The sequence below is a fragment of the Clostridium cellulovorans 743B genome (assembly GCF_000145275.1).
In the GTDB taxonomy this organism is placed as follows: Bacteria; Bacillota; Clostridia; order Clostridiales; family Clostridiaceae; genus Clostridium_K; species Clostridium_K cellulovorans.
Genome location: NC_014393.1, coordinates 2,419,575 through 2,439,680 on the forward strand (window position 1 = coordinate 2,419,575; position 20,106 = coordinate 2,439,680).

At 29.3% G+C, this 20,106-nt stretch carries 10 protein-coding genes; all 10 read left to right on the forward strand.

Annotated features, from left to right (window positions below):
* Positions 1 to 201 precede the first annotated feature (201 nt).
* The 10 genes from CLOCEL_RS10175 to hfq all read left to right on the forward strand — a co-directional run bounded on the left by CLOCEL_RS10175 (position 202) and on the right by hfq (position 20,102).
* Entirely contained in the window at positions 202 to 3,540 is a 3,339-nt protein-coding gene (locus tag CLOCEL_RS10175) for a condensation domain-containing protein (RefSeq protein WP_010077012.1), read from the forward strand.
* Between the two features lie 12 nt (positions 3,541 to 3,552).
* Positions 3,553 to 8,841, forward strand: coding sequence for a non-ribosomal peptide synthetase (locus tag CLOCEL_RS10180; protein ID WP_013291713.1), 5,289 nt, complete (start codon positions 3,553 to 3,555; stop codon positions 8,839 to 8,841).
* Positions 8,842 to 8,972: 131 nt separating this feature from the next.
* Positions 8,973 to 10,145 (forward strand): MFS transporter, encoded by a 1,173-nt coding sequence (locus tag CLOCEL_RS10185; RefSeq protein ID WP_010077008.1) that lies wholly within the window; start codon positions 8,973 to 8,975, stop codon positions 10,143 to 10,145.
* A 365-nt stretch (positions 10,146 to 10,510) separates the two neighbouring features.
* Positions 10,511 to 11,593, forward strand: a complete 1,083-nt coding sequence (serC, locus tag CLOCEL_RS10190) for a 3-phosphoserine/phosphohydroxythreonine transaminase (protein ID WP_010077007.1) — start codon at positions 10,511 to 10,513, stop codon at positions 11,591 to 11,593.
* 265 nt (positions 11,594 to 11,858) lie between these two features.
* Entirely contained in the window at positions 11,859 to 12,398 is a 540-nt protein-coding gene (locus tag CLOCEL_RS10195; protein ID WP_010077006.1) for a CDP-alcohol phosphatidyltransferase family protein, read from the forward strand.
* A 144-nt stretch (positions 12,399 to 12,542) separates the two neighbouring features.
* Positions 12,543 to 13,901 carry a tRNA (N6-isopentenyl adenosine(37)-C2)-methylthiotransferase MiaB gene (gene miaB, locus CLOCEL_RS10200; RefSeq protein WP_010077005.1) on the forward strand — a complete coding sequence of 453 codons (1,359 nt, stop codon included), beginning with the start codon at positions 12,543 to 12,545 and terminating at the stop codon, positions 13,899 to 13,901.
* Positions 13,902 to 14,164: 263 nt separating this feature from the next.
* Positions 14,165 to 16,870, forward strand: coding sequence for a DNA mismatch repair protein MutS (mutS, locus tag CLOCEL_RS10205; RefSeq protein WP_010077004.1), 2,706 nt, complete (start codon positions 14,165 to 14,167; stop codon positions 16,868 to 16,870).
* A 12-nt stretch (positions 16,871 to 16,882) separates the two neighbouring features.
* Positions 16,883 to 18,859 (forward strand): DNA mismatch repair endonuclease MutL, encoded by a 1,977-nt coding sequence (gene mutL, locus CLOCEL_RS10210; RefSeq protein WP_010077003.1) that lies wholly within the window; start codon positions 16,883 to 16,885, stop codon positions 18,857 to 18,859.
* 12 nt (positions 18,860 to 18,871) lie between these two features.
* Positions 18,872 to 19,807 (forward strand): tRNA (adenosine(37)-N6)-dimethylallyltransferase MiaA, encoded by a 936-nt coding sequence (gene miaA, locus CLOCEL_RS10215; protein ID WP_010077002.1) that lies wholly within the window; start codon positions 18,872 to 18,874, stop codon positions 19,805 to 19,807.
* A gap of 55 nt (positions 19,808 to 19,862) precedes the next feature.
* On the forward strand, positions 19,863 to 20,102 hold the full coding sequence (gene hfq, locus CLOCEL_RS10220; protein WP_010077001.1) for an RNA chaperone Hfq: 240 nt from the start codon (positions 19,863 to 19,865) through the stop codon (positions 20,100 to 20,102).
* The last annotated feature ends 4 nt before the right edge of the window (positions 20,103 to 20,106 follow it).

The following is a 20,106-nucleotide window of genomic DNA, read 5'->3' on the forward strand; positions in this document are numbered from 1 at the left end:
AATATAAAATACAAACAAGATAAATTTTTGTAATAAAAAGGGAAAAAAATACATAAATGTGATATAATATAAAAGAAGTTATTAACTTTATTATATTAATTGAAATAGAGGCATACACATATAATTGCCAAGATAATTATAAAATTATAAAAATATAGTTATTTTTATTCATGGGATTTTTAAAATTAAGGAGATGAAATTATGAATACTCTAAGGGATATGTTTGATTCACTAAAAAATAATGATAGGGGAATATACTTTATAAAAGGAGATAAAGAAGAATCATATCTTTCTTATAAGAAGTTATATGATAATTCTTCAAGTATTTTAGCCAAACTACAAGAACATGGGTTGAAAAGCAATCAAGAGCTTGTATTTCAAATTGATGATGAAGAAGAGTTCATATCTACTTTTTGGGCCTGTGTTTTGGGCGGGATTATTGCGGTTCCTATACCAGTATGTAAAAACAGTCAAGATATAAATAGACTTAAAAATGTTGTGACTAAACTAAATAATCCAGTTATTTATGTAGGAGAAAATCAAAAAGAATATTTAATAGATTTAATTAAGCAAGAGTCTCAAGAAGTGCTTCATCTAATAGAGGAGAGAATGTTTCTTCTCAAAAACTATGATAAAGTAAAAAAGTTTGATTTGCCTAAAATAACTCCAGAGGATACAGTTATGATTCAATTTTCATCTGGTTCTACAGGTGAGCCAAAGGGGGTTGAATTATCAAGTTCAAATATCCTCTCGTACACTAGTGCTACTTATGTTGCTATAAATGGACCTAGTGTGAAGCGTTCTCTTAGCTGGATGCCATTAACTCATAATTTTGGTCTAATTGGACTTCATATTACTTCACTAATATTCGGCATTGATCAGTATATAATGCCAACAAAGCTATTTCTGGTAAATCCATTGCTTTGGATGATAAAAGCCAGTGAGAAAAAAATATCATTGACCGCATCACCAAATTTTGGTTATATGCATTTTTTAAGAGCCTTTGGTAAGACCAATGGATTAGAATTAGATTTATCATCTATTGACGTGATATTAAATGGTGCTGAACCAGTAAATCATGATATTTGTAAAAAGTTTATTGAAGTATTATCTAATTATGGACTAAGTGAAAATTCTATAATTCCTGCATATGGCATGGCAGAAGCTACTTTAGGTATAACTATTTCTACAATGAAAGAAAAATATAATAATTATGATTTAGATAGGAACTTTCTTACAATAGGAAAGAAAATTAAAGAGGTTACTGATATAAATGATAATAATAAAATTTCCTTAGTAGAAGCAGGTAAAGTTCTTGATAACTGTACATTAAGGATATGTGATGATTTAGGAAAAAAGCTTCCCGAAGATACAGTAGGACATATTCAAATAAAAGGTCCTAGTGTTATGAAAGGTTACTATAACGATAAAGTAAGGACAGAAAAAGCTTTTACTAAAGACAGTTGGTTAATAACTGGAGATGTTGGATTTTTAAGAGATAATAAGTTAGTTATTACAGGGAGAGCAAAAGAAATAATATTTATCAACGGAAAAAATTATTATCCAAGTGATTTTGAAAGAGTACTTGAAAATTTGAAAGAACCTCTAATAACTACTGTTTCAGTAGTTGGTAAATTCAATGATGAAATCCAGACAGAAGAAGTGTTGGTTTTTATTGAAACAAAAGAAGAAATTAAGAAATATGGAGATGTTATTAGTAAAATAAAGAAACAAATAAACTTATATATGGGTATAGATGTTAAGAATATAATTTTCTTAGATGAGATGCCACGTACAAGTGGGGGGAAAATTCAAAGATTTAAATTGTTAGAAATGTTTAATACCGGCAGCATTAAACCATATATTCTTAAAGATATTTCTAAAGAAAATATAGACATAATTGATATTATAGTTCCGAAGGAAATAGAAGATGAAGTTGAATGTATTGTCATGGACGTTTTGTATGAAATTTTAAGTATAAAGTACATAAGTCAAAATGACAATTTAATAGAAATCGGAATGGATTCATTAAGAGCTGGAATGATCATTTCAGAACTTAATAAGAGGCTACAGGTGAATCTTGAGATAAAAACCCTTTTCAAACATAAGACAATTAAAGGCGTTATTAATGAGATAAGACGAATGGATAAAACTAAATATAAAAGTATTGAAAAAACTAAAAAATTGCAGTATTATCCACTATCTTCACAACAAAAACGCTTATATACGTTAAATAGAATTGACCCAAACGGTACAAGTTATAATATCTCTGCTGGTATCCATTTATATGGTGAAATTGATATAGAGAAATTTATAGATGTTTTTAATATAATTGTTTCAAGACACGAAGCACTTAGAACTTCCTTTAAGTTGATTGATGGAACTCCATCACAAATAATCAATGATAAGGTTAAATTCAATGTTAATTATCAGAAATTAAGCAGAGAAGATGCTGAAAATTATAAGAAAAATTTTATTTCCCCTTTTAATTTAGAAAAAGCTCCATTAATGAAGATTACATTGGTAAAGATTGAAGATGTAAAGGAATATTTATTATTACTTGATATGCACCATATTATTTCTGATGGTACATCAATGGGATTAATAGTAAAGGAATTTTGTTCTTTATATGAGGGTTTAGAATTACCAAAAACAAAACTACAATACAGGGATTACACAATGTGGCAAAACAAAGAGATGAAAGATAATGGTTATGAAGTGCAAAAAAATTATTGGAAAAATATTTTAAGTGATGAGTTGCCTTTATTAGAAATGCCTCTTGATTATGAAAGAGGTACTGTTCAGAGTTTTGAAGGGGAACAAGTGAAGGTTAATGTTGGTACCAAATTAGCTGAAAGTTTATATGATATAGCTCTTGAAAATGAAATGACCTTGTATATGGTGCTCATTGGTGCTTATAGTGTTTTATTATCTAAGTATACAATGCAAGAAGATATATTAATTGGATCACCTATATCTGGAAGATCTCATCCAGATTTTGATAGCACAGTAGGAATGTTTGTTAATACTTTTGTACTTAGAGCTAAACCCGCCAGTGATATGAGTTTTATAGATTTTCTAAAAGAAATTAAGGAAAAAACTTTTGAAGCTTATGAAAATCAAGATTATCAATTTGAATGGATACTTAAAGATATAAGTTATAGAAAAAAAGCAGGAAGAAATCCTCTGTTTGATGTTATGTTCAATATGCAAAATATGTACATTCCAGAGATTAAATTAAAAAATCTTCGTTGTGTCCCATGTGAATTGGAGAATAAGACTACTAAATTTGATTTATCTTTAGCTGTTAATGAAAAAGAAAGAGATATAATACTATCTTTCATATACTGCACGAAGTTGTTTAAAAGCGAAACAATAGAAAAGTTAAGTGAGCATTTTATTAACCTGCTTAATTGTGTTACTAAAGATATAAATATAAAAATAAATGAAATTACTATATTATCTGATGAAGAACTTAAAAAATATAAGGTTATAGATAAAAAAAATAAGGATGAAATAAAATTAGATTTTAATTTTTAGGGGGTAACGTATATGTTAAAACTATATGAAAATATACTTTTTTCACAAAAAGAATATCAAGAAGAATTAGAATTTTGGATGAATAAACTTGATGGAGAGCTCCAACCAGTGAGCTTTCCTTATGTAGATATAAATAGAGAATTCAGTATAGATAGGAATAATATTAGTGAGGTCAGTAAAAAACTACCTGAAGGAATATCAAAAAGTATAATTAAACTTAGTAATAATACTGAGGTTACAATGTTTGTGTTACTAACAACAGTCTTAGAGATATTAATATACAAGTATATTGGCAGTAAAAGCATTGTTGTAGCAACTCCAGTTTTAGAAGACGATAATTCTAGTGGATATAATGATCTAGTTATATTTAAAGATGATATAGATAGTAGTAATACTTTTAAAGAAACATTAATAAAAACTAGGGCAACAGTATTAGATGCATATAAAAATAAAGATTATCCTATGAAGATGATATTGAATAAAATATTTCATCATGAAGACATCACTAAGCTTACAAATGTTGGTGTGTTTATGAGCAATATACATGAGGAATCAGTTGTTAACCAGTATAATTTTGATGTAGTTTTTTCATTTAATAAAGTTGGTGATGATATATCAATTAGATTGTTACATAAATCTGAATTTATAGAAACTAAAGAAGCAGAAGATATTTTAGAAAAATATATAAATTTATTGACAAGATTTATGAGTGATGTGAATTTACCTATTAAAAATACGGATATGTTTTTAGAACAAGAAAGGGAAGATATTCTCTATGGTTTTAATAATACTAAAGTTTTAATAGATGAGAAAAAATCTATAGTAGATATTTTTCATGATATTGTAGAAAAATATAAAAATAAAAATGCAATTGTAACAGAAAAAGAAATCTTAACTTATGATCAGTTAAATAAAAAAGCAAATCAGCTAGCAAGGGTACTATTAAAGAATAATATAAAGAACAGTGATACAGTTGCTATTGTATTATATCCATGTGCAGATATATTGATATCTATTTTAGCAATCTTAAAAATAGGAGCCACTTATTTGCCGTTAGAAGCTAATATCCCAGAAGAACGATTAAGGTATATATGTTTAGATAGTAATGTTAAAGGAATAGTAACCAAGAAGGATATAATAAAAAAGCATAAATTAAAAGTTTTAACACTTTTTTTAGATGATGATATTTTAACAACTGAAGAAGAGTTTAATATAGATATGGAAAAAGGTTTTGACGATGTAGCATATATCATATATACATCCGGGACTACCGGAAAACCAAAAGGAGTGGAAGTGAAAAATAGAGGACTTGTTAATTATACTAATTGGTTTAAGAATAAGGCTAACTTAATTGCAGAAGATAAGGGAATTTTAATATCCTCTTTTTCCTTTGATTTAGGATATACTTCATTGTATTCATCGATATTAAGTGGCTCAGAACTCCATATTTTGAGCAAAGATCAATATTCGAATCCTGATTTTTTATTGGATTATATAGAGGATAAAGGCATTACTTTCATGAAAACTACCCCATCATTATTTAGTACAATCTCTAGAACTGATAGGTTTGAAGACTTGAGATGCTTTAATTCTGTAAGACTTGTAGTACTTGGTGGTGAAATGATAAATCTTAAAGATGTTGAAAAAGTGCATAAGAATTATCCTAATATAAAAGTTTTTAATCATTATGGGCCTACAGAAACTACTATTGGAGCAATATCAATTGAAATAGATTTTGATGATTTTGACAAATACAAAAAAATACCTGTTATTGGGAAGCCTATAAACAACACAAATATATATGTGCTAGATGGAGATAGAAATCCTATGCCTGTTGGAATTCCAGGTGAAATATATATATCAGGAGAAGGAATAGCTAAAGGTTATGTAAATAATAAAAAACTTACAGAAGAGAAGTTTGTAAGGAATCCATTTGTAGAGGGTTCATTTATGTATAAGACAAATGATAGAGGAAGATTCATTGCAGATGGAACAATAGAGTTCCTGGGTAGGATGGATAATCAAGTAAAGATTAGAGGATATAGGGTAGAAATTGAGGAAATTCAAAGGGTAATAAGTGGATATGAAAAGGTTAAAGAAAGCTTAGTACAGGTAAAAGAAAATAAAGAGAAGGATAAGTTTATATGTGCATATCTTGTAGCAGAACAGTTGACTATTATAGAAATTAGAGAATATTTATCTAAACATTTACCTGATTACATGATTCCAGCTTATTTTGTCATGATTAATAAAATGCCACTAACTCCAAATGGAAAGATTGATTATAGAGTTCTTCCGGATATTGGGGACGATATTGATACTGGCGAAATATACTTAGAGCCAAGAAATTCTACAGAAGAGAAGATGTGCTTAGTTTGGTCAGAAATACTGGGAGTAAAAAAAGTTGGAATTCGTGATAACTTTTTTGCACTAGGAGGAGATTCAATTAAAGCTATACAAGTATCATCAAGACTCCATAAGTATAGTATAGATCTTGAACTTAAGGATTTAATGGAATATCAAACTATTGAAGAATTAAGTTGTAAGGTAAAGGTCAGAAGTGTAAAAAGTAATCAAGAACTAGTAGTTGGAGAGGTACAACTAACTCCAATTCAAAAACGTTTTTTTATTAATAAATTTAATAAGGAGCATCATTGGAATCAAGCAGTAATGCTATTTAAAGAAGATGGCTTTGATGAAACAATATTAAAAAAGGTTTTTAAGGCTATAATAGAAAAACATGATGGATTGAGAATGGTTTATTCAAGTCATAATGGTGAAATTGCTCAATTTAACCAAGGACTTGAGAATCAAGGGTTTAATATAGAGGTAGTTGAGCTTCATGGAATAGATGATTTTGAAAAGATTATAAAAGAAAAAGAAAAAGAAATTCAAGAATCAATTGATTTAAAAAATGGTCCACTAGTTAAATTGGGGTTATTTAAAACAGACTGTGGAGATCATCTTTTAATAGCTATTCATCATCTTGTCATTGATGGAGTTTCTTGGAGAATTATTTTTGAAGATCTTACTAAAGGTTATTTTGATGCCATTGAAGAGAAAAAGATAGATTTAGGGGATAAGACAGATTCGTATAAATCATGGGCTGAAAAAATAAACACTTATGCACAAAGTAAAGAGTTAATAGAAGAGAAGTTGTATTGGAATGAGATTGAAAATAAAGAAATTGCTTTGTTGCCAAAAGATAACTATGCTAATGAGGAAGTTTTAGTTAAAGATAATGGAACAGTAGTTATAGAATTAACTGATGAAGAAACAGAAGCTATTATTAAACAGGTCAATAAGCCATTTAATACCTCGATCAATGATATTTTAATTACTGGATTAGGTAGAGCATTGAAAGCATGGACAAATCAAGAGAAGTTTATTATTAATTTAGAAGGTCATGGACGTGAAAAGATAATTGATGATATCAATGTTAATAGAACTATTGGTTGGTTTACTACAGTTTTCCCAATATATTTAGATATGAGTATAAGTGACGATTTAGCAACTCAAATTAAAAATATCAAGGAAAAACTAAAGAGAATCCCTAAAAAAGGAATTGGTTATGGCGTGCTTAAATACTTAACAGAGGGCAGACATAAAAAAGATTTAATTTTTAGATTGAAACCTGAAATATGTTTTAATTATTTAGGCCAATTTGATCAAGAGATTGATAATTCGCTTTTCAAAATATCGAAGATTCCTTGTAAAAGCACAATTAGTGAAGAAAACCAAAGGCAGTATACTTTCCATATAAATAGCATGATAAAGAACGGTAAGTTAGAGATTGCTTTCGACTATAGTAAAAAACAATACAATGAAAGTAATGTAAGAAAGTTTGCAAATTTATATTATGATTCTATTAAAGATATTATTGACTATTGTACAGTAAATAGCGAAAGGGTATTAACACCAAGTGATTTGACGTATGCGACAATATCAATAAATGAATTGGATAGTATTCAGAATCAATATAATAAGAAAAACTTAAAAATAAAGGATATTTATCAGTTATCACCAATGCAAAAAGTTATGATAAGACATACAACTATGGGAAATGGCATTAGTCCATATTTCAATAATAGGATATTTACTGTTAATGGTGGTATGGATATCGGGATAATAAAAGAAGCATTCAATATAATAACAGAAAAATATGATATTTTAAGAACGATATTTCATTTGAAAGAGAAGAAAGAACCTTTGCAAATTGTTTTTGAAGATAGAAAGAATCAAGTTTATTATGAAGACATTTCAATGCTTGATAAGTATGAAAAAGAAGTATATTTCAGAGGTTTTGTAAAAAATGATGCACTTAAAGGCTTTGATCTAACAAAAGACTACTTGATGAGGCTTAGTATTTTGAAGACAGGAGATAGAACTTATAAGATTATTTGGAGCAATCACCACAGTATTTTAGATGGCTGGAGTAGAATGATTATTCTTAAAGATTTTCTTGATATTGTTGAATGCATAAAGAAAAAGAGAAAACTTCAAAGGGATATGCCTGTTCAATATAGTGAATATATTAAATGGATAAACTCTCAACATATAAGCAAGGCATATGATTACTGGATAAACCTTTTAGAGAATTACAAAATAAAAAGCTTGTTAAAAAAGGATATAAAAGAGAATGGTAAAGGTGAGTATATACAAGATAGTATATACAGAATTATAGATGAAGATTCTACTTCTAAATTAAAGGAAATGGCAAAGAAGAGTAAGGTTACATTAAATATAGTTTTTCAAGGTATATGGGCTGTACTACTTCAAAAGTTAAGCAACCAAGAAGATGTTGTTTTTGGATCTGTTATTTCAGGGAGAGTTCCCAATATTCCAAATGTAGAAAAGATAATTGGACCATTATTTAATGTTATTCCAGTAAGAGTTAAAAGTAATAAAATTACTTTTGATAAGTGTTTAGAGAATTTACAAAAGCTTTCCATAGAATCACAAACTTATGGTTTTGTAGCTATGGAAGAATATAAAGAATTTAAAGCTAACGAAGAACTAGTTGATAGTGTGATATTTTTTGAGAATTATCCAGTAGAAGATAGTATAAAAGAGTTATGTAATGAAGATAGGGTTATAAGTGATATAGAATTTTTGGATCAAGGACATTGTAACTTTAATATTTTCATATTACCTTTTGATAATACAAGAGTAAACATCTCATATAACTCTAGGATATATAGAAAAGGTACGGTAGAAAAAATACTAGATTATTTTATAGACATATTAGAACAAATATTACAAAATCCAAGAATATTAATTGAAGAATTGAAATTAGAATAATAGATTTTGCCTTTAATTTGCATGAATTATGGAGGTTTGTAAAAATGATATTCTGTTATAGTATGGTAATTTATCCTCGGTTCGTGTAATATATTGTTAAATATATTATAAAAAAACTAATGAGGTATTCTATGGAAAGAAAAGGGAAGTTAAATAAAAGAGAGTATAATTTTATAATATCAGTAGGTGTCGCACTAGGATTAAGACAATTAGCAATGCTACTAATTATGCCGATTATTTCTATTTATGCTAAAGGACTTAGTGGAAGTACACCAGCTTTAGTTGGGATTGCAGTAGGTATTTTTGGGTTAACTCAATCTATGTTTCAGATTCCTTATGGAATGGCAAGTGAAAGAGGTCGAAGAAAACACTTTGTTCTTATAGGATTAAGTTTACTTATAATTGGGTTAGTTATCGCATGTTTAGCAAAGAATATTTATACTTTAATACTTGGCAGAGCGTTGCAAGGGAGTGGAGGTATTCAAGCGGTTGCTTATGCTTGGATTGGTGACAGTATTGAAAAAGAGAAGCGAAACTTTGCTATGAGTATCGCTGGGATTATTGTTGGTACTTCTGCAGTACTTGGATTTTTAGTTGGTCCGCTATTGAATCAAGTTTTATCAGTACCTATGATATTTTTGTTATGCTCGGTATTGGTTGGTGTAACATGTTTATATATTCTAATCTTTATAAAAGATAGAAATAATATAGATTTGAATACTGTTGAGTATGATACAAAAGATAGAATTAACAATTTGAAAAATATAGGAAAAGATAAATCAATGATGGCTATTAATTTTATGGCATTTTTCATGAACTACATTATGATAAGTATATTTTTTATAATTCCTTTAAAAATAGAAGTATTTTTAGGGGTAAGTGGATTATGGAAGGTTTTTGTGCCAGCTACAGTTATAGGAATAATGACTATGGAGATAATGGTAAGATACTCCGAAAAAGGTCATCTAAAGAGCATGATGATGACAGCATTTATAGCATGCTTTACTTCTGTATTAATGCTACATTTTAACGAAGAGATAATTCTATTTATAAGTATGATTATATTTATGATGGGTTATATGTTTCTTTCAACTTTATTACCATCTACAATAACAAAGATGTCAGGAAAAGATAGTATGGGAATTGCTACTGGTGTGTTTAATACATTGCAATTTTTGGGTACTTTTGTAGGGGGAGCAATGACAGGACTACTATGGGGTATTAATGAAACTTATGCTATATTGTTTGCTATTATAGCTAGTTTTATAGCTATAATTATAGTGTATAGAATGGAGCCTAACTAAGTTGTTAGGAGAAAGAATATAGGGTTACGCACTAATTGATTAGTGCGTAACTTATTTTTGAAAATTAATATATGACCAAGGATGTTGGTTTATACAAAAATTAAACTTTAAATAGTGTATATCATCAATTCTAAAGTTATTGATAAACAGTGTTAATTAGACAAAAATGATGTAACTTTGTTGAGAAAAGTGTTTATTTTGGCTAAATAGATAATAAATTTATTAATAACATGATGCGTTTTGTTAAAAGTATGGTATAATAATTTTTAAAGGTTCAGAGTATCTATAAAGATTACAAACTGAATTTATTATAATTAAAATGTTAATTATGAATAATAATTAAATAATATAGGGGGCAAGTCGAAATGGCAAGAATTTATAATTTTTCAGCAGGTCCAGCAGTGCTACCTGAAGAAGTGTTAAAAGAAGCAGCTGCAGAGATGTTAGACTACAAAGGTACTGGTATGTCAGTAATGGAAATGAGTCATAGATCTAAGGCATTCGAAGGAATAATCCAAGATGCAGAAAAAGATTTAAGAGAACTTTTAAATATTCCAGATAACTACAAAGTGCTATTTTTACAAGGCGGAGCTTCTCAACAATTCGCTATGATTCCTATGAATCTTATGAAGAATAAAGTAGCAGATTACATAGTAACAGGTCAATGGGCAAAAAAAGCTTTTCAAGAAGCTAAAAAATATGGAGATGCTAAAGCAATCGCTTCATCAGAGGATAAAACATTCTCATATATACCAGATTGCTCTGATTTAGAAATTAGAGAAAATGCTGACTATGTGTATATTTGTGAAAACAATACTATCTATGGAACAAAGTTCAAGACATTACCTAATACTAAAGGCAAAACACTTGTAGCAGATTTATCTTCTTGTATTTTATCAGAACCAGTTGATGTTACTAAATACGGATTAATTTTTGCTGGAGTTCAAAAGAACATTGGACCTGCAGGTGTAGTAATTGCAATTATTCGTGAAGATTTAATTACAGAAGATACATTACCAGGTACTCCAACAATGTTACAATATAAGATACATGCAGATAATGATTCATTATATAACACACCACCAGCATATGGAATTTATATCTGTGGTAAAGTATTTAAACACTTATTAAACTTAGGTGGTCTTGAAAAAATGAAAGAAATCAATGAGAGAAAAGCTGCTATTTTATATGATTTCTTAGATTCAAGCGAAATGTTTAAAGGAACAGTTATTAAAGAAGATCGTTCATTAATGAATGTACCTTTTGTAACTGGAAATGATGAACTAGATGCAAAATTTGTTAAAGAAGCAAAAGCAGCTGGTTTTGAAAACTTAAAAGGACATCGTTCTGTTGGGGGTATGAGAGCAAGCATCTATAATGCTATGCCTATGGAAGGTGTTGAAAAACTTGTTGACTTTATGAAAAATTTTGAAGCAGAGAACAAGTAATTATTTTGATTTTACGTTAAAACATATATAAATACCTTTTGACTGTTTAATGAAATAAATTTTTAATAATATATTCAAAGCATCTTTTATTGCAGTTATTAAACATTGCATAGAAGATGCTTTGAATTTCTGTACAATTTTATATAGGTATTATTGAGCTTTTCATCTTTGAATAAGTAAAAAGTAGCCGTATAGGCTTTTATTATGATATACTAAATTTATACAAAGTTAATAAAGACTATAGGTTAAAGAAGGAAGAGAGTACATGAGTGACAAAAAAATATTTACACTGCCGAATCTTTTATCTGTATTAAGAATAATGCTAATCCCTTTCTTTTTAGTGTATTTTTTAAACGGACAAATTAAATATTCGCTATTTTTTCTAGTTTTATCTGGGATTTCTGATGTGTTAGATGGTTATATTGCAAGAAAATTCAACCAAACCTCGGAGCTTGGAAAAATTCTCGATCCTATTGGGGATAAGCTTACACAGATTAGTATAGTATTGGGTTTTGCCATACTATATGAGAAGGCTAGACCTATTTTAGCAATATTTGCGCTTAAGGAATTAGCAATGATTATTGGTGGAATAATCATTTTTAAGAATTATAAGGCAGTTCCAGGTTCGCAATGGTGGGGCAAATTTGCTACTACATTATTTTATATAAGTGTATTTATAATTCTAATGTTGGGAAAAATGTTATCAGAGAACCAAATTATCATAATCTTAACTATTGCAGTTATGACCATGGTTTTTGCCTTGGTAAAATACATACCTTTTTTCAAAAAAGAGATGAAAAAATAAATAATAATATTATTAAAAAGCACTTACTGTAGCATATAGTAGGTGTTTTAAGTTTTATAGGTCAAAATAATACTATTCTTGTCTTTATTTTAAATTGATTATTATGTTATAATACTTAAGAATTTTAAATTTTGGAGGAATAAAATGAGTAATAAGGATATAGATATGACTAATATAAATAAAAAGAACAATCTTTTTTGCATTACCACATTTGGTTGTCAGATGAACGAAGAGGATTCTGAAAAATTATCTGGTGTTCTTATGGAAATGGGTTATGAAAAGACAGAAAAGAGAGAAGAGGCTTCCATTATAATATTTAATACTTGTGCCGTTAGAGAAAATGCTGAGCTAAAGGTATTTGGTAACATAGGGGCTTTAAAGAAAATGAAAGAAAAAAACCCTAGTCTAATTATTGGAATTTGCGGATGTATGATGCAACAAAAGGGAATGGCAGAAGAGGTAATAAAAAAATATCCTTTTGTAGATATAATATTTGGAACTCATAACTCTCATATGTTCCCTGAATATTTAAATTCAGTTAAGCAACATGGCAAATCCGTTGTTGAAATCCTTGATAAAGAAGTTGGAATAGTAGAAGGACTTCCTATCGATAGATTAAGCAGCATAAAGGCGTTTGTTACAATCATGTATGGATGTAATAATTTCTGTACTTATTGTATAGTTCCGTATGTTAGAGGAAGAGAAAGAAGTAGGAAACCAGAAGATATTATAAATGAGATAAAGGAACTAGTGAAAGTAGGATATAAAGAAGTAACGTTACTTGGACAAAATGTTAACTCTTATGGAAAAGGCTTAGAGGAAGAAATAGATTTTGCTAAGTTGTTAAGACTTGTTAATGAAATAGAAGGTCTTGAGAGAATCAAATTTATGAGTTCACATCCAAAGGATTTGACTGATGATGTTATTAAGGCAATAGCAGAATGTGACAAGGTATGTGAGCAAATTCACTTGCCAGTGCAAGCAGGTTCTACATCACTTTTAAAAAGGATGAACAGACATTATACAAGAGAACAGTATTTGGACCTTGTAAAGAGAATAAAAGAAAATATACCTAATGTGGCATTGACTACTGATTTAATAATAGGGTTCCCTGGAGAAACTGAAGAAGATGTTGAAGAGGTTATTTCTTTGGTTAAAGAAGTTAGATATGATTCTGCATTTACATTCTTATATTCTCCTAGAAAAGGAACTCCTGCAGCAGAACTTCCAGATCAAATTCCAGAAGATATAAAGCATAGAAGATTCAATGCTCTTGTAGATGAATTAAATAAAATCGGTGCAGAAATAAGTAAAGAATATGATGGAAAAGTTGTAGAAGTATTGGTTGAAGGACCAAGTAAAAATGATGACAATAAGTTAATGGGAAGAACTAGAACAGGAAAGTTAGTTAATTTTACTGGTAATCCTGAGAATATAGGAAAGCTTATCAATGTTAAAATAACAAAAACACAAGCATTTTCATTACTTGGTGAAGAAATATAAACTTTAATTAAAAGAATTAAGCTCTTATTGAGAGAAAATGCTCTGGAGAAAGAGCAAATACTCTTAATAAGGGCATTTCTCTTAAGGTAGAAATTATTCTTTTGATAAGAAGCCTAATAATATAAGTCAATTTAAGTTGCTACATTACATTTATATACCAAAGGTGAAATAAAGGTGGCTTCTTTATTGGAACGTATATATTTTATAGGAGAAGTTTCTACTTCATAAAAGACTTCTTTAACAACTGAAAGGATGAGATTTCAATGGCATTAACCCCAATGATGCAACAGTATTTACAGATAAAAGAAGAAAATCCACAGTGTATTCTATTTTTTAGATTAGGCGATTTCTACGAAATGTTTTTCGAGGATGCCAAAATTGCATCAAGAGAACTTGAATTAGTTCTAACCGGAAGAGATTGCGGATTAGAAGAACGTGCTCCAATGTGTGGTATTCCATATCATGCTGCTAATGTCTACATAAGTAAGCTAGTGTCAAGAGGATATAAAGTTGGTATTTGTGAGCAACTTGAAGACCCAAGTGTGGCTAAAGGAATTGTAAAAAGGGGTATTGTTAAGGTATATACTCCAGGAACTTATATCGAGGGTAATTTCCTTGAAGATAGAAAAAATAATTATATTATGAGTATATATTTTTCAGTAGATAAATTTTATATAGCTTTTTCTGATATTTCTACAGGTGAATTTAGTAGTTCATATTTTAATTATGATGTACCTATGTTATTAAGCGAGATATCAAAGTATAATCCTTCAGAAATAATAATTCATGAGGAAATAAAAGAAGAAGTAATTGCGGCAATAAAAGAAAGATTTTCTGTAACATTTACTAATGAGAATTTAGATTTTTACATGTCAGGTTATAAAGAAAATGTAGAGAGTTATTTTAAGGATTATAATATAGATGAAAAACCAATTGGCTTGGCTTATAGTATTAATTCGATAATAAGATATATTAAGGAAACTCAAAAGGCAGATTTAAGCCATATTAATACTTTGAATATATATGAAATAGAGGATTTTCTTTCGATAGATATCAATACTAGAAAAAATTTGGAACTCACAGAAACTCAAAGAGATAAAACGAAAAAAGGTTCTTTACTGTGGGTATTAGACAAGACTAGTACTGCTATGGGAGCTAGAGAACTTAGAAAATGGATTGATCAGCCTTTAATAAATAAAAATGCTATAGAACTAAGGTTAGAGGCAGTTGCTGAATTAGTATCTAACTTATCGCTTCAAGAAGAACTTAAAGTCTTATTAAAAGATATTTACGATATTGAAAGGCTTGTAGGAAAAGTATCTTCTAAAAGTGTTAATGCAAAAGAGTTATTATCAATAAAATCGTCTATAAGTAAGATTCCAGCTATAAAAACTCTGCTAAAACAATGTACTTCCTCGTATCTTCAAGAAATATATAATAATTTAGATGAATTATCAGATATCGAAGAATTGTTAGAAAAATCAATTGATGAAAGTCCTGCTATTACATTAAAAGAAGGTAACCTTATTAAAGAAGGTTATAATTCGGAAATTGATCAATTAAAAGTTGCTAAAAAAGATGGTAAGCTATGGCTTTCAGAGCTTGAAGCAAGGGAAAAAGAGACTACAGGAATAAAATCTTTAAAGGTAAGCTTTAATAAGGTTTTTGGTTACTACATTGAAGTAACCAAGACAAATTTAAATATGGTTCCAGAGCATAGGTATATAAGAAAACAAACCCTTGCTAATTGTGAAAGATATATAACTGATGAGCTTAAAAAGATGGAGGATATCATATTAGGTGCTGAAGAAAAGCTTATCTCACTGGAGTACGATGTATTTGTTGAAGTTAGAGAACTAGTTTTAAAAGAAGTCTTAAGAATGCAGCAATCAGCGCGATTAATTGCTACCATAGATTGTTTAAATTCTCTAGCTATTGTTGCATTAGAGAATAACTATACAAGGCCAGCAATTGATGTCAGTGGTATTATTAATATAAAAGAGGGAAGACATCCAGTTGTTGAAAAACTTCTTCCTACAGGAAATTTTATAAGTAATTCAATTTCATTAGATAGAGAAGAAAATCAACTTCTGATAATAACAGGGCCTAATATGGGCGGTAAATCAACATATATGAGACAATGTGCTCTTATAACTATTATGGCGCAGATAGGCAGTTTTGTTCCTGCTGAAAGTGCTACTATAGGAATATGTGATAAGGTGTTTACAAGAATAGGGGCATCTGATGATTTAGCTGGTGGTAAAAGTACTTTCATGGTAGAAATGTGGGAAGTAGCAAATATTTTAAATAACGCTACCAATAATAGCTTAGTGCTTTTAGACGAAGTTGGAAGAGGCACAAGTACTTATGATGGTTTAAGCATTGCTTGGGCAGTGATAGAATTCTTAACAACAAACAAGAATGTAAAATGTAAAACTTTATTCGCCACACATTATCATGAACTTACAAAGCTTGAAGCAGAGTTTAGCGGTGTTAAAAATTATTCTGTAGGTGTAAAAAAGATAGGTGAAGAGATTATATTTCTCCACAAAATAGTAAAAGGTGCGGCTGATGAATCTTATGGTATAGAAGTAGCAAGACTAGCGGGACTTCCACAAGCAGTACTTGATAGATCAAAAGAAATTCTTATGAAATTAGAGGAAGAAAACTTAGAAGAAAAAGATATCACTAAGAGAACTTCAGAAGTTAAATTGGTAGAAGCTGCGGTTGTTATAGAGAAAGTTGAAAAGAACATTGAAGTAATAGAAACACCTAATGTTGAAATTGAAAAACTACCTGGAAAAGAGGTAGCAAAAAAACAAGAGAAACCAGTTCAGATGGATTTTTATGAAATAACAAGAAGGTCTTTTGTAGATGAAATAAGTAGATTGGATTTAATGAATATGACACCATTGGATGCTATGACAAAGCTAAATGAACTTATAAAGAAATCGAAGGATCTTTTATAGAGGTGATAATCGTTGAAAAGAATTAACCTTTTAGATAATAATACCTCCAATAAAATTGCAGCAGGAGAAGTTGTTGAGAGGCCATTATCTGTAGTAAAAGAGATGATGGAAAACAGCATAGATTCTGGAGCAACTAAAATTACAATAGAAATTTTAGATGGAGGAGAAACACTGATAAGAATTACTGATGATGGCAGTGGTATACATCCAGAGGATGTGGAGAAGGCTTTTTTACCACATGCAACAAGTAAGATAGAAACTATTGATGATTTATATAAGTTGAAGTCTTTAGGCTTTAGAGGAGAAGCTTTAGCAAGTATCGCATCAGTAGCTAAAGTAAATTTAAAGACTAAAATTGGAAGTGAAGATTTTGGTACAGAAATCGAAATCCATGGAGGAGAAATAAAATATTTAAATAGTTGTGGCTGTAATAAAGGTACTGTAATAGAGGTGAGGGATATTTTTTACAATGTACCAGCTAGAAAAAAGTTTCTTAAGTCAAAACAAAGAGAAGCTGCTCTTATTTCGGATATAGTTAGTAGAATTGCGTTAGCATACCCTAATATATCCTTTAAGTTTTTTAGCAATAACAAAAATGTTCTTACAACCTTTGGAACAGGACAATTAACTGATACTATTAGAAACATATATGGTAAGAATGTCGTAGAGAACCTAAGTTTTTTTGAAGGTCATGGTGATATTGTATCTATATATGGATATATCGGAAATTCAGAATTATCAAGAGGAAGCAGGAACAACCAAAGTATATTTGTAAATAATAGATTTATAAAGAATAAACTTATTGCTACAGCTGTGGAGAATGCTGTTAAGTCATTTTTTATGGTTAATAAGTATCCGTTTTTTATAATATTTCTAGATATCTATCCTGAGTTTTTAGATGTCAATGTGCATCCTACTAAGGCTGAAATTAAGTTTCAAGATGAAAGTCGTATATTTAAAATAGTTTTTGACACTATTCATAAGGTTGTTAGAGATCTTGTTAAGGATGATTTTCTAGAAACAGATAAGGAAGAAATTAATGAGAAGCCTATAATGCAAGTTAAGCTTCCGGTTGACTTAAAGGCGCCTGAGATTCCAACGGAAGTTCTTGTTAATAGTAATAATAAGAATCCTAAGGAAAACAATTATCTGGATTATCAGATATTACAGAATGATAAAAGCCAAGAAACCCAAAAACAAGATAACATAAGGATTGATAGTGCACAAGAAAAGGATACTTTGTGGAATACTACCATAAGCCAAGATGTTAATAGTGAAATTGCAGTAAAAGAGAATGAAATAAATACTTCTTACAATAAGTCTAGTGTAGAAGAATCAGTAGCTAAAGTTTCTATAGAAAAAGAAGAAGTAAATGATTTTACAAATTCGGAAATTAAACCTGTAGAAAAATTCCCGATGATGAGGATAATAGGTCAGTATTCAAATACTTATATACTGATGGAAGGTTATGACGGTTTATATTTAGTAGATCAACATGCTGCTCACGAAAAAATTATTTTTGAGAAATATATTAAAGAGATGAAATTATCTAAGGTAGTTTCTCAGATTTTGATGTTGCCAGAGGTAATAGAGATGACTCCATATGATTTTTCGATTTATAAGGAAAACCATGAAATGTTTACTAAAGCTGGTTTTTTAATTGAAGACTTTGGAGAGAATACTGTTTCTGTAAGAGAGGTTCCTGTTTTTCTTGGCAGACCAGTGGTAAAAGAATTGTTCACTAATATACTAGATAATTTAAAGAACTATGGAAGTGGATCAACTTTAGAGGTAAAATATTATAAGATAGCTACTCTTGCATGTAAGAGTGCTATTAAAGCAAATGATAATCTTGATATTCGTGAAATGATAGCATTAATTGAGGAATTAAGATTTATTGATGAACCATTCAATTGTCCTCATGGAAGACCGACTATTATTAAGATGACTAACAATGAAATTGAAAAACGATTCAAAAGGATTCAGTAGGTGGTTAAAAAGGTGAAAGATTTAATTATTCTCACAGGACCTACAGCTGTAGGAAAAACTAATATATCTATAAGGTTGGCAAAACAATTAGATGGTGAAATTGTATCAGCTGATTCTATGCAAATATATAAGGGGATGGATGTAGGTTCAGCAAAGATTTCAAAAGAAGAAATGCAAGGAATTCCTCATCATATGATAGATATTGTCGCTCCTGACGAAAGTTTCAGCGTTTCTGATTTCAAAGAAAGAGCTGAAGAAGCTATTGAAGACATTATTTCTAGGGGGAAGATGCCAATAGTAGTTGGTGGAACAGGGCTGTATATAAATTCACTTATATATAATTATGATTTTGCTTGCACGGATAAAGATCTCCAGTATAGAGAGCATCTTCAAAGTCTTGCAGAGCTTCATGGTAAGGAATATGTTCATTCTATGCTTAAAGAGGTGGATAGTGCATCTTATGAAAGATTGTATCCAAATGACTTAAAGAGGGTTATAAGAGCTTTAGAGGTTTTTAAAGTCACAGGTAAAACTCTTAATGAATACAATCAAGAAAATCAAGCTGTTCTTTATGACATTCCATATAACGTGCATTATTTTGTTATAAATATGAATCGTGAAGAATTGTATAGGAGGATAGATCAAAGGGTTGACATAATGCTTGATTATGGGCTAGTTGATGAAGTTATAAAACTTAAGGAAAAAGGTTATACTTCCAATATGCAATCAATGAAGGGAATAGGATATAAAGAGATATTAGATTATTTAGATGGAAAAATGTCTTATGATGAAGCTGTATATTTAATAAAAAAAGGTAGCAGAAATTACGCTAAACGACAACTTACGTGGTTTAGAAAAGAAGAGAGAGCTTTTTGGCTAAGTAAAGAAGATTTTGAAGATGAAAATGATATAATTGACAAAATACTTTTTATAACTGCTAATAAATAAAAGGGTTTTAAGTAAATTTATAGAATTACTAACTTATAAGGAGCGTGAATATACTATGAATAAGACAACAAATAATTTACAAGACATATTTCTAAATAGCGCAAGAAAAGGTAGAGTTTGCGTGATAATTCATCTTACTAATGGTTTCCAATTAAAAGGATACGTTAAAGGATTTGATAGTTTTACTGTTATCTTAGATAGTGATGGAAAACAAATGATGATCTATAAACATGCGATTTCAACAATAACTCCAGGAAAACCTTTATTATTCACAAATGAAGGATTTAATGAATAAAAAT

What these genes read in the sequence shown, in the direction of transcription:
- mutS (WP_010077004.1), top strand. Translation starts at nt 14,165, where the DNA reads ATGGCATTAACCCCAATGATGCAACAGTATTTACAGATAAAAGAAGAA.
- hfq (WP_010077001.1), top strand. Translation starts at nt 19,863, where the DNA reads ATGAATAAGACAACAAATAATTTACAAGACATATTTCTAAATAGCGCA.
- miaB (WP_010077005.1), top strand. Translation starts at nt 12,543, where the DNA reads ATGAGTAATAAGGATATAGATATGACTAATATAAATAAAAAGAACAAT.
- CLOCEL_RS10180 (WP_013291713.1), top strand. Translation starts at nt 3,553, where the DNA reads ATGTTAAAACTATATGAAAATATACTTTTTTCACAAAAAGAATATCAA.
- CLOCEL_RS10185 (WP_010077008.1), top strand. Translation starts at nt 8,973, where the DNA reads ATGGAAAGAAAAGGGAAGTTAAATAAAAGAGAGTATAATTTTATAATA.
- serC (WP_010077007.1), top strand. Translation starts at nt 10,511, where the DNA reads ATGGCAAGAATTTATAATTTTTCAGCAGGTCCAGCAGTGCTACCTGAA.
- CLOCEL_RS10175 (WP_010077012.1), top strand. Translation starts at nt 202, where the DNA reads ATGAATACTCTAAGGGATATGTTTGATTCACTAAAAAATAATGATAGG.
- CLOCEL_RS10195 (WP_010077006.1), top strand. Translation starts at nt 11,859, where the DNA reads ATGAGTGACAAAAAAATATTTACACTGCCGAATCTTTTATCTGTATTA.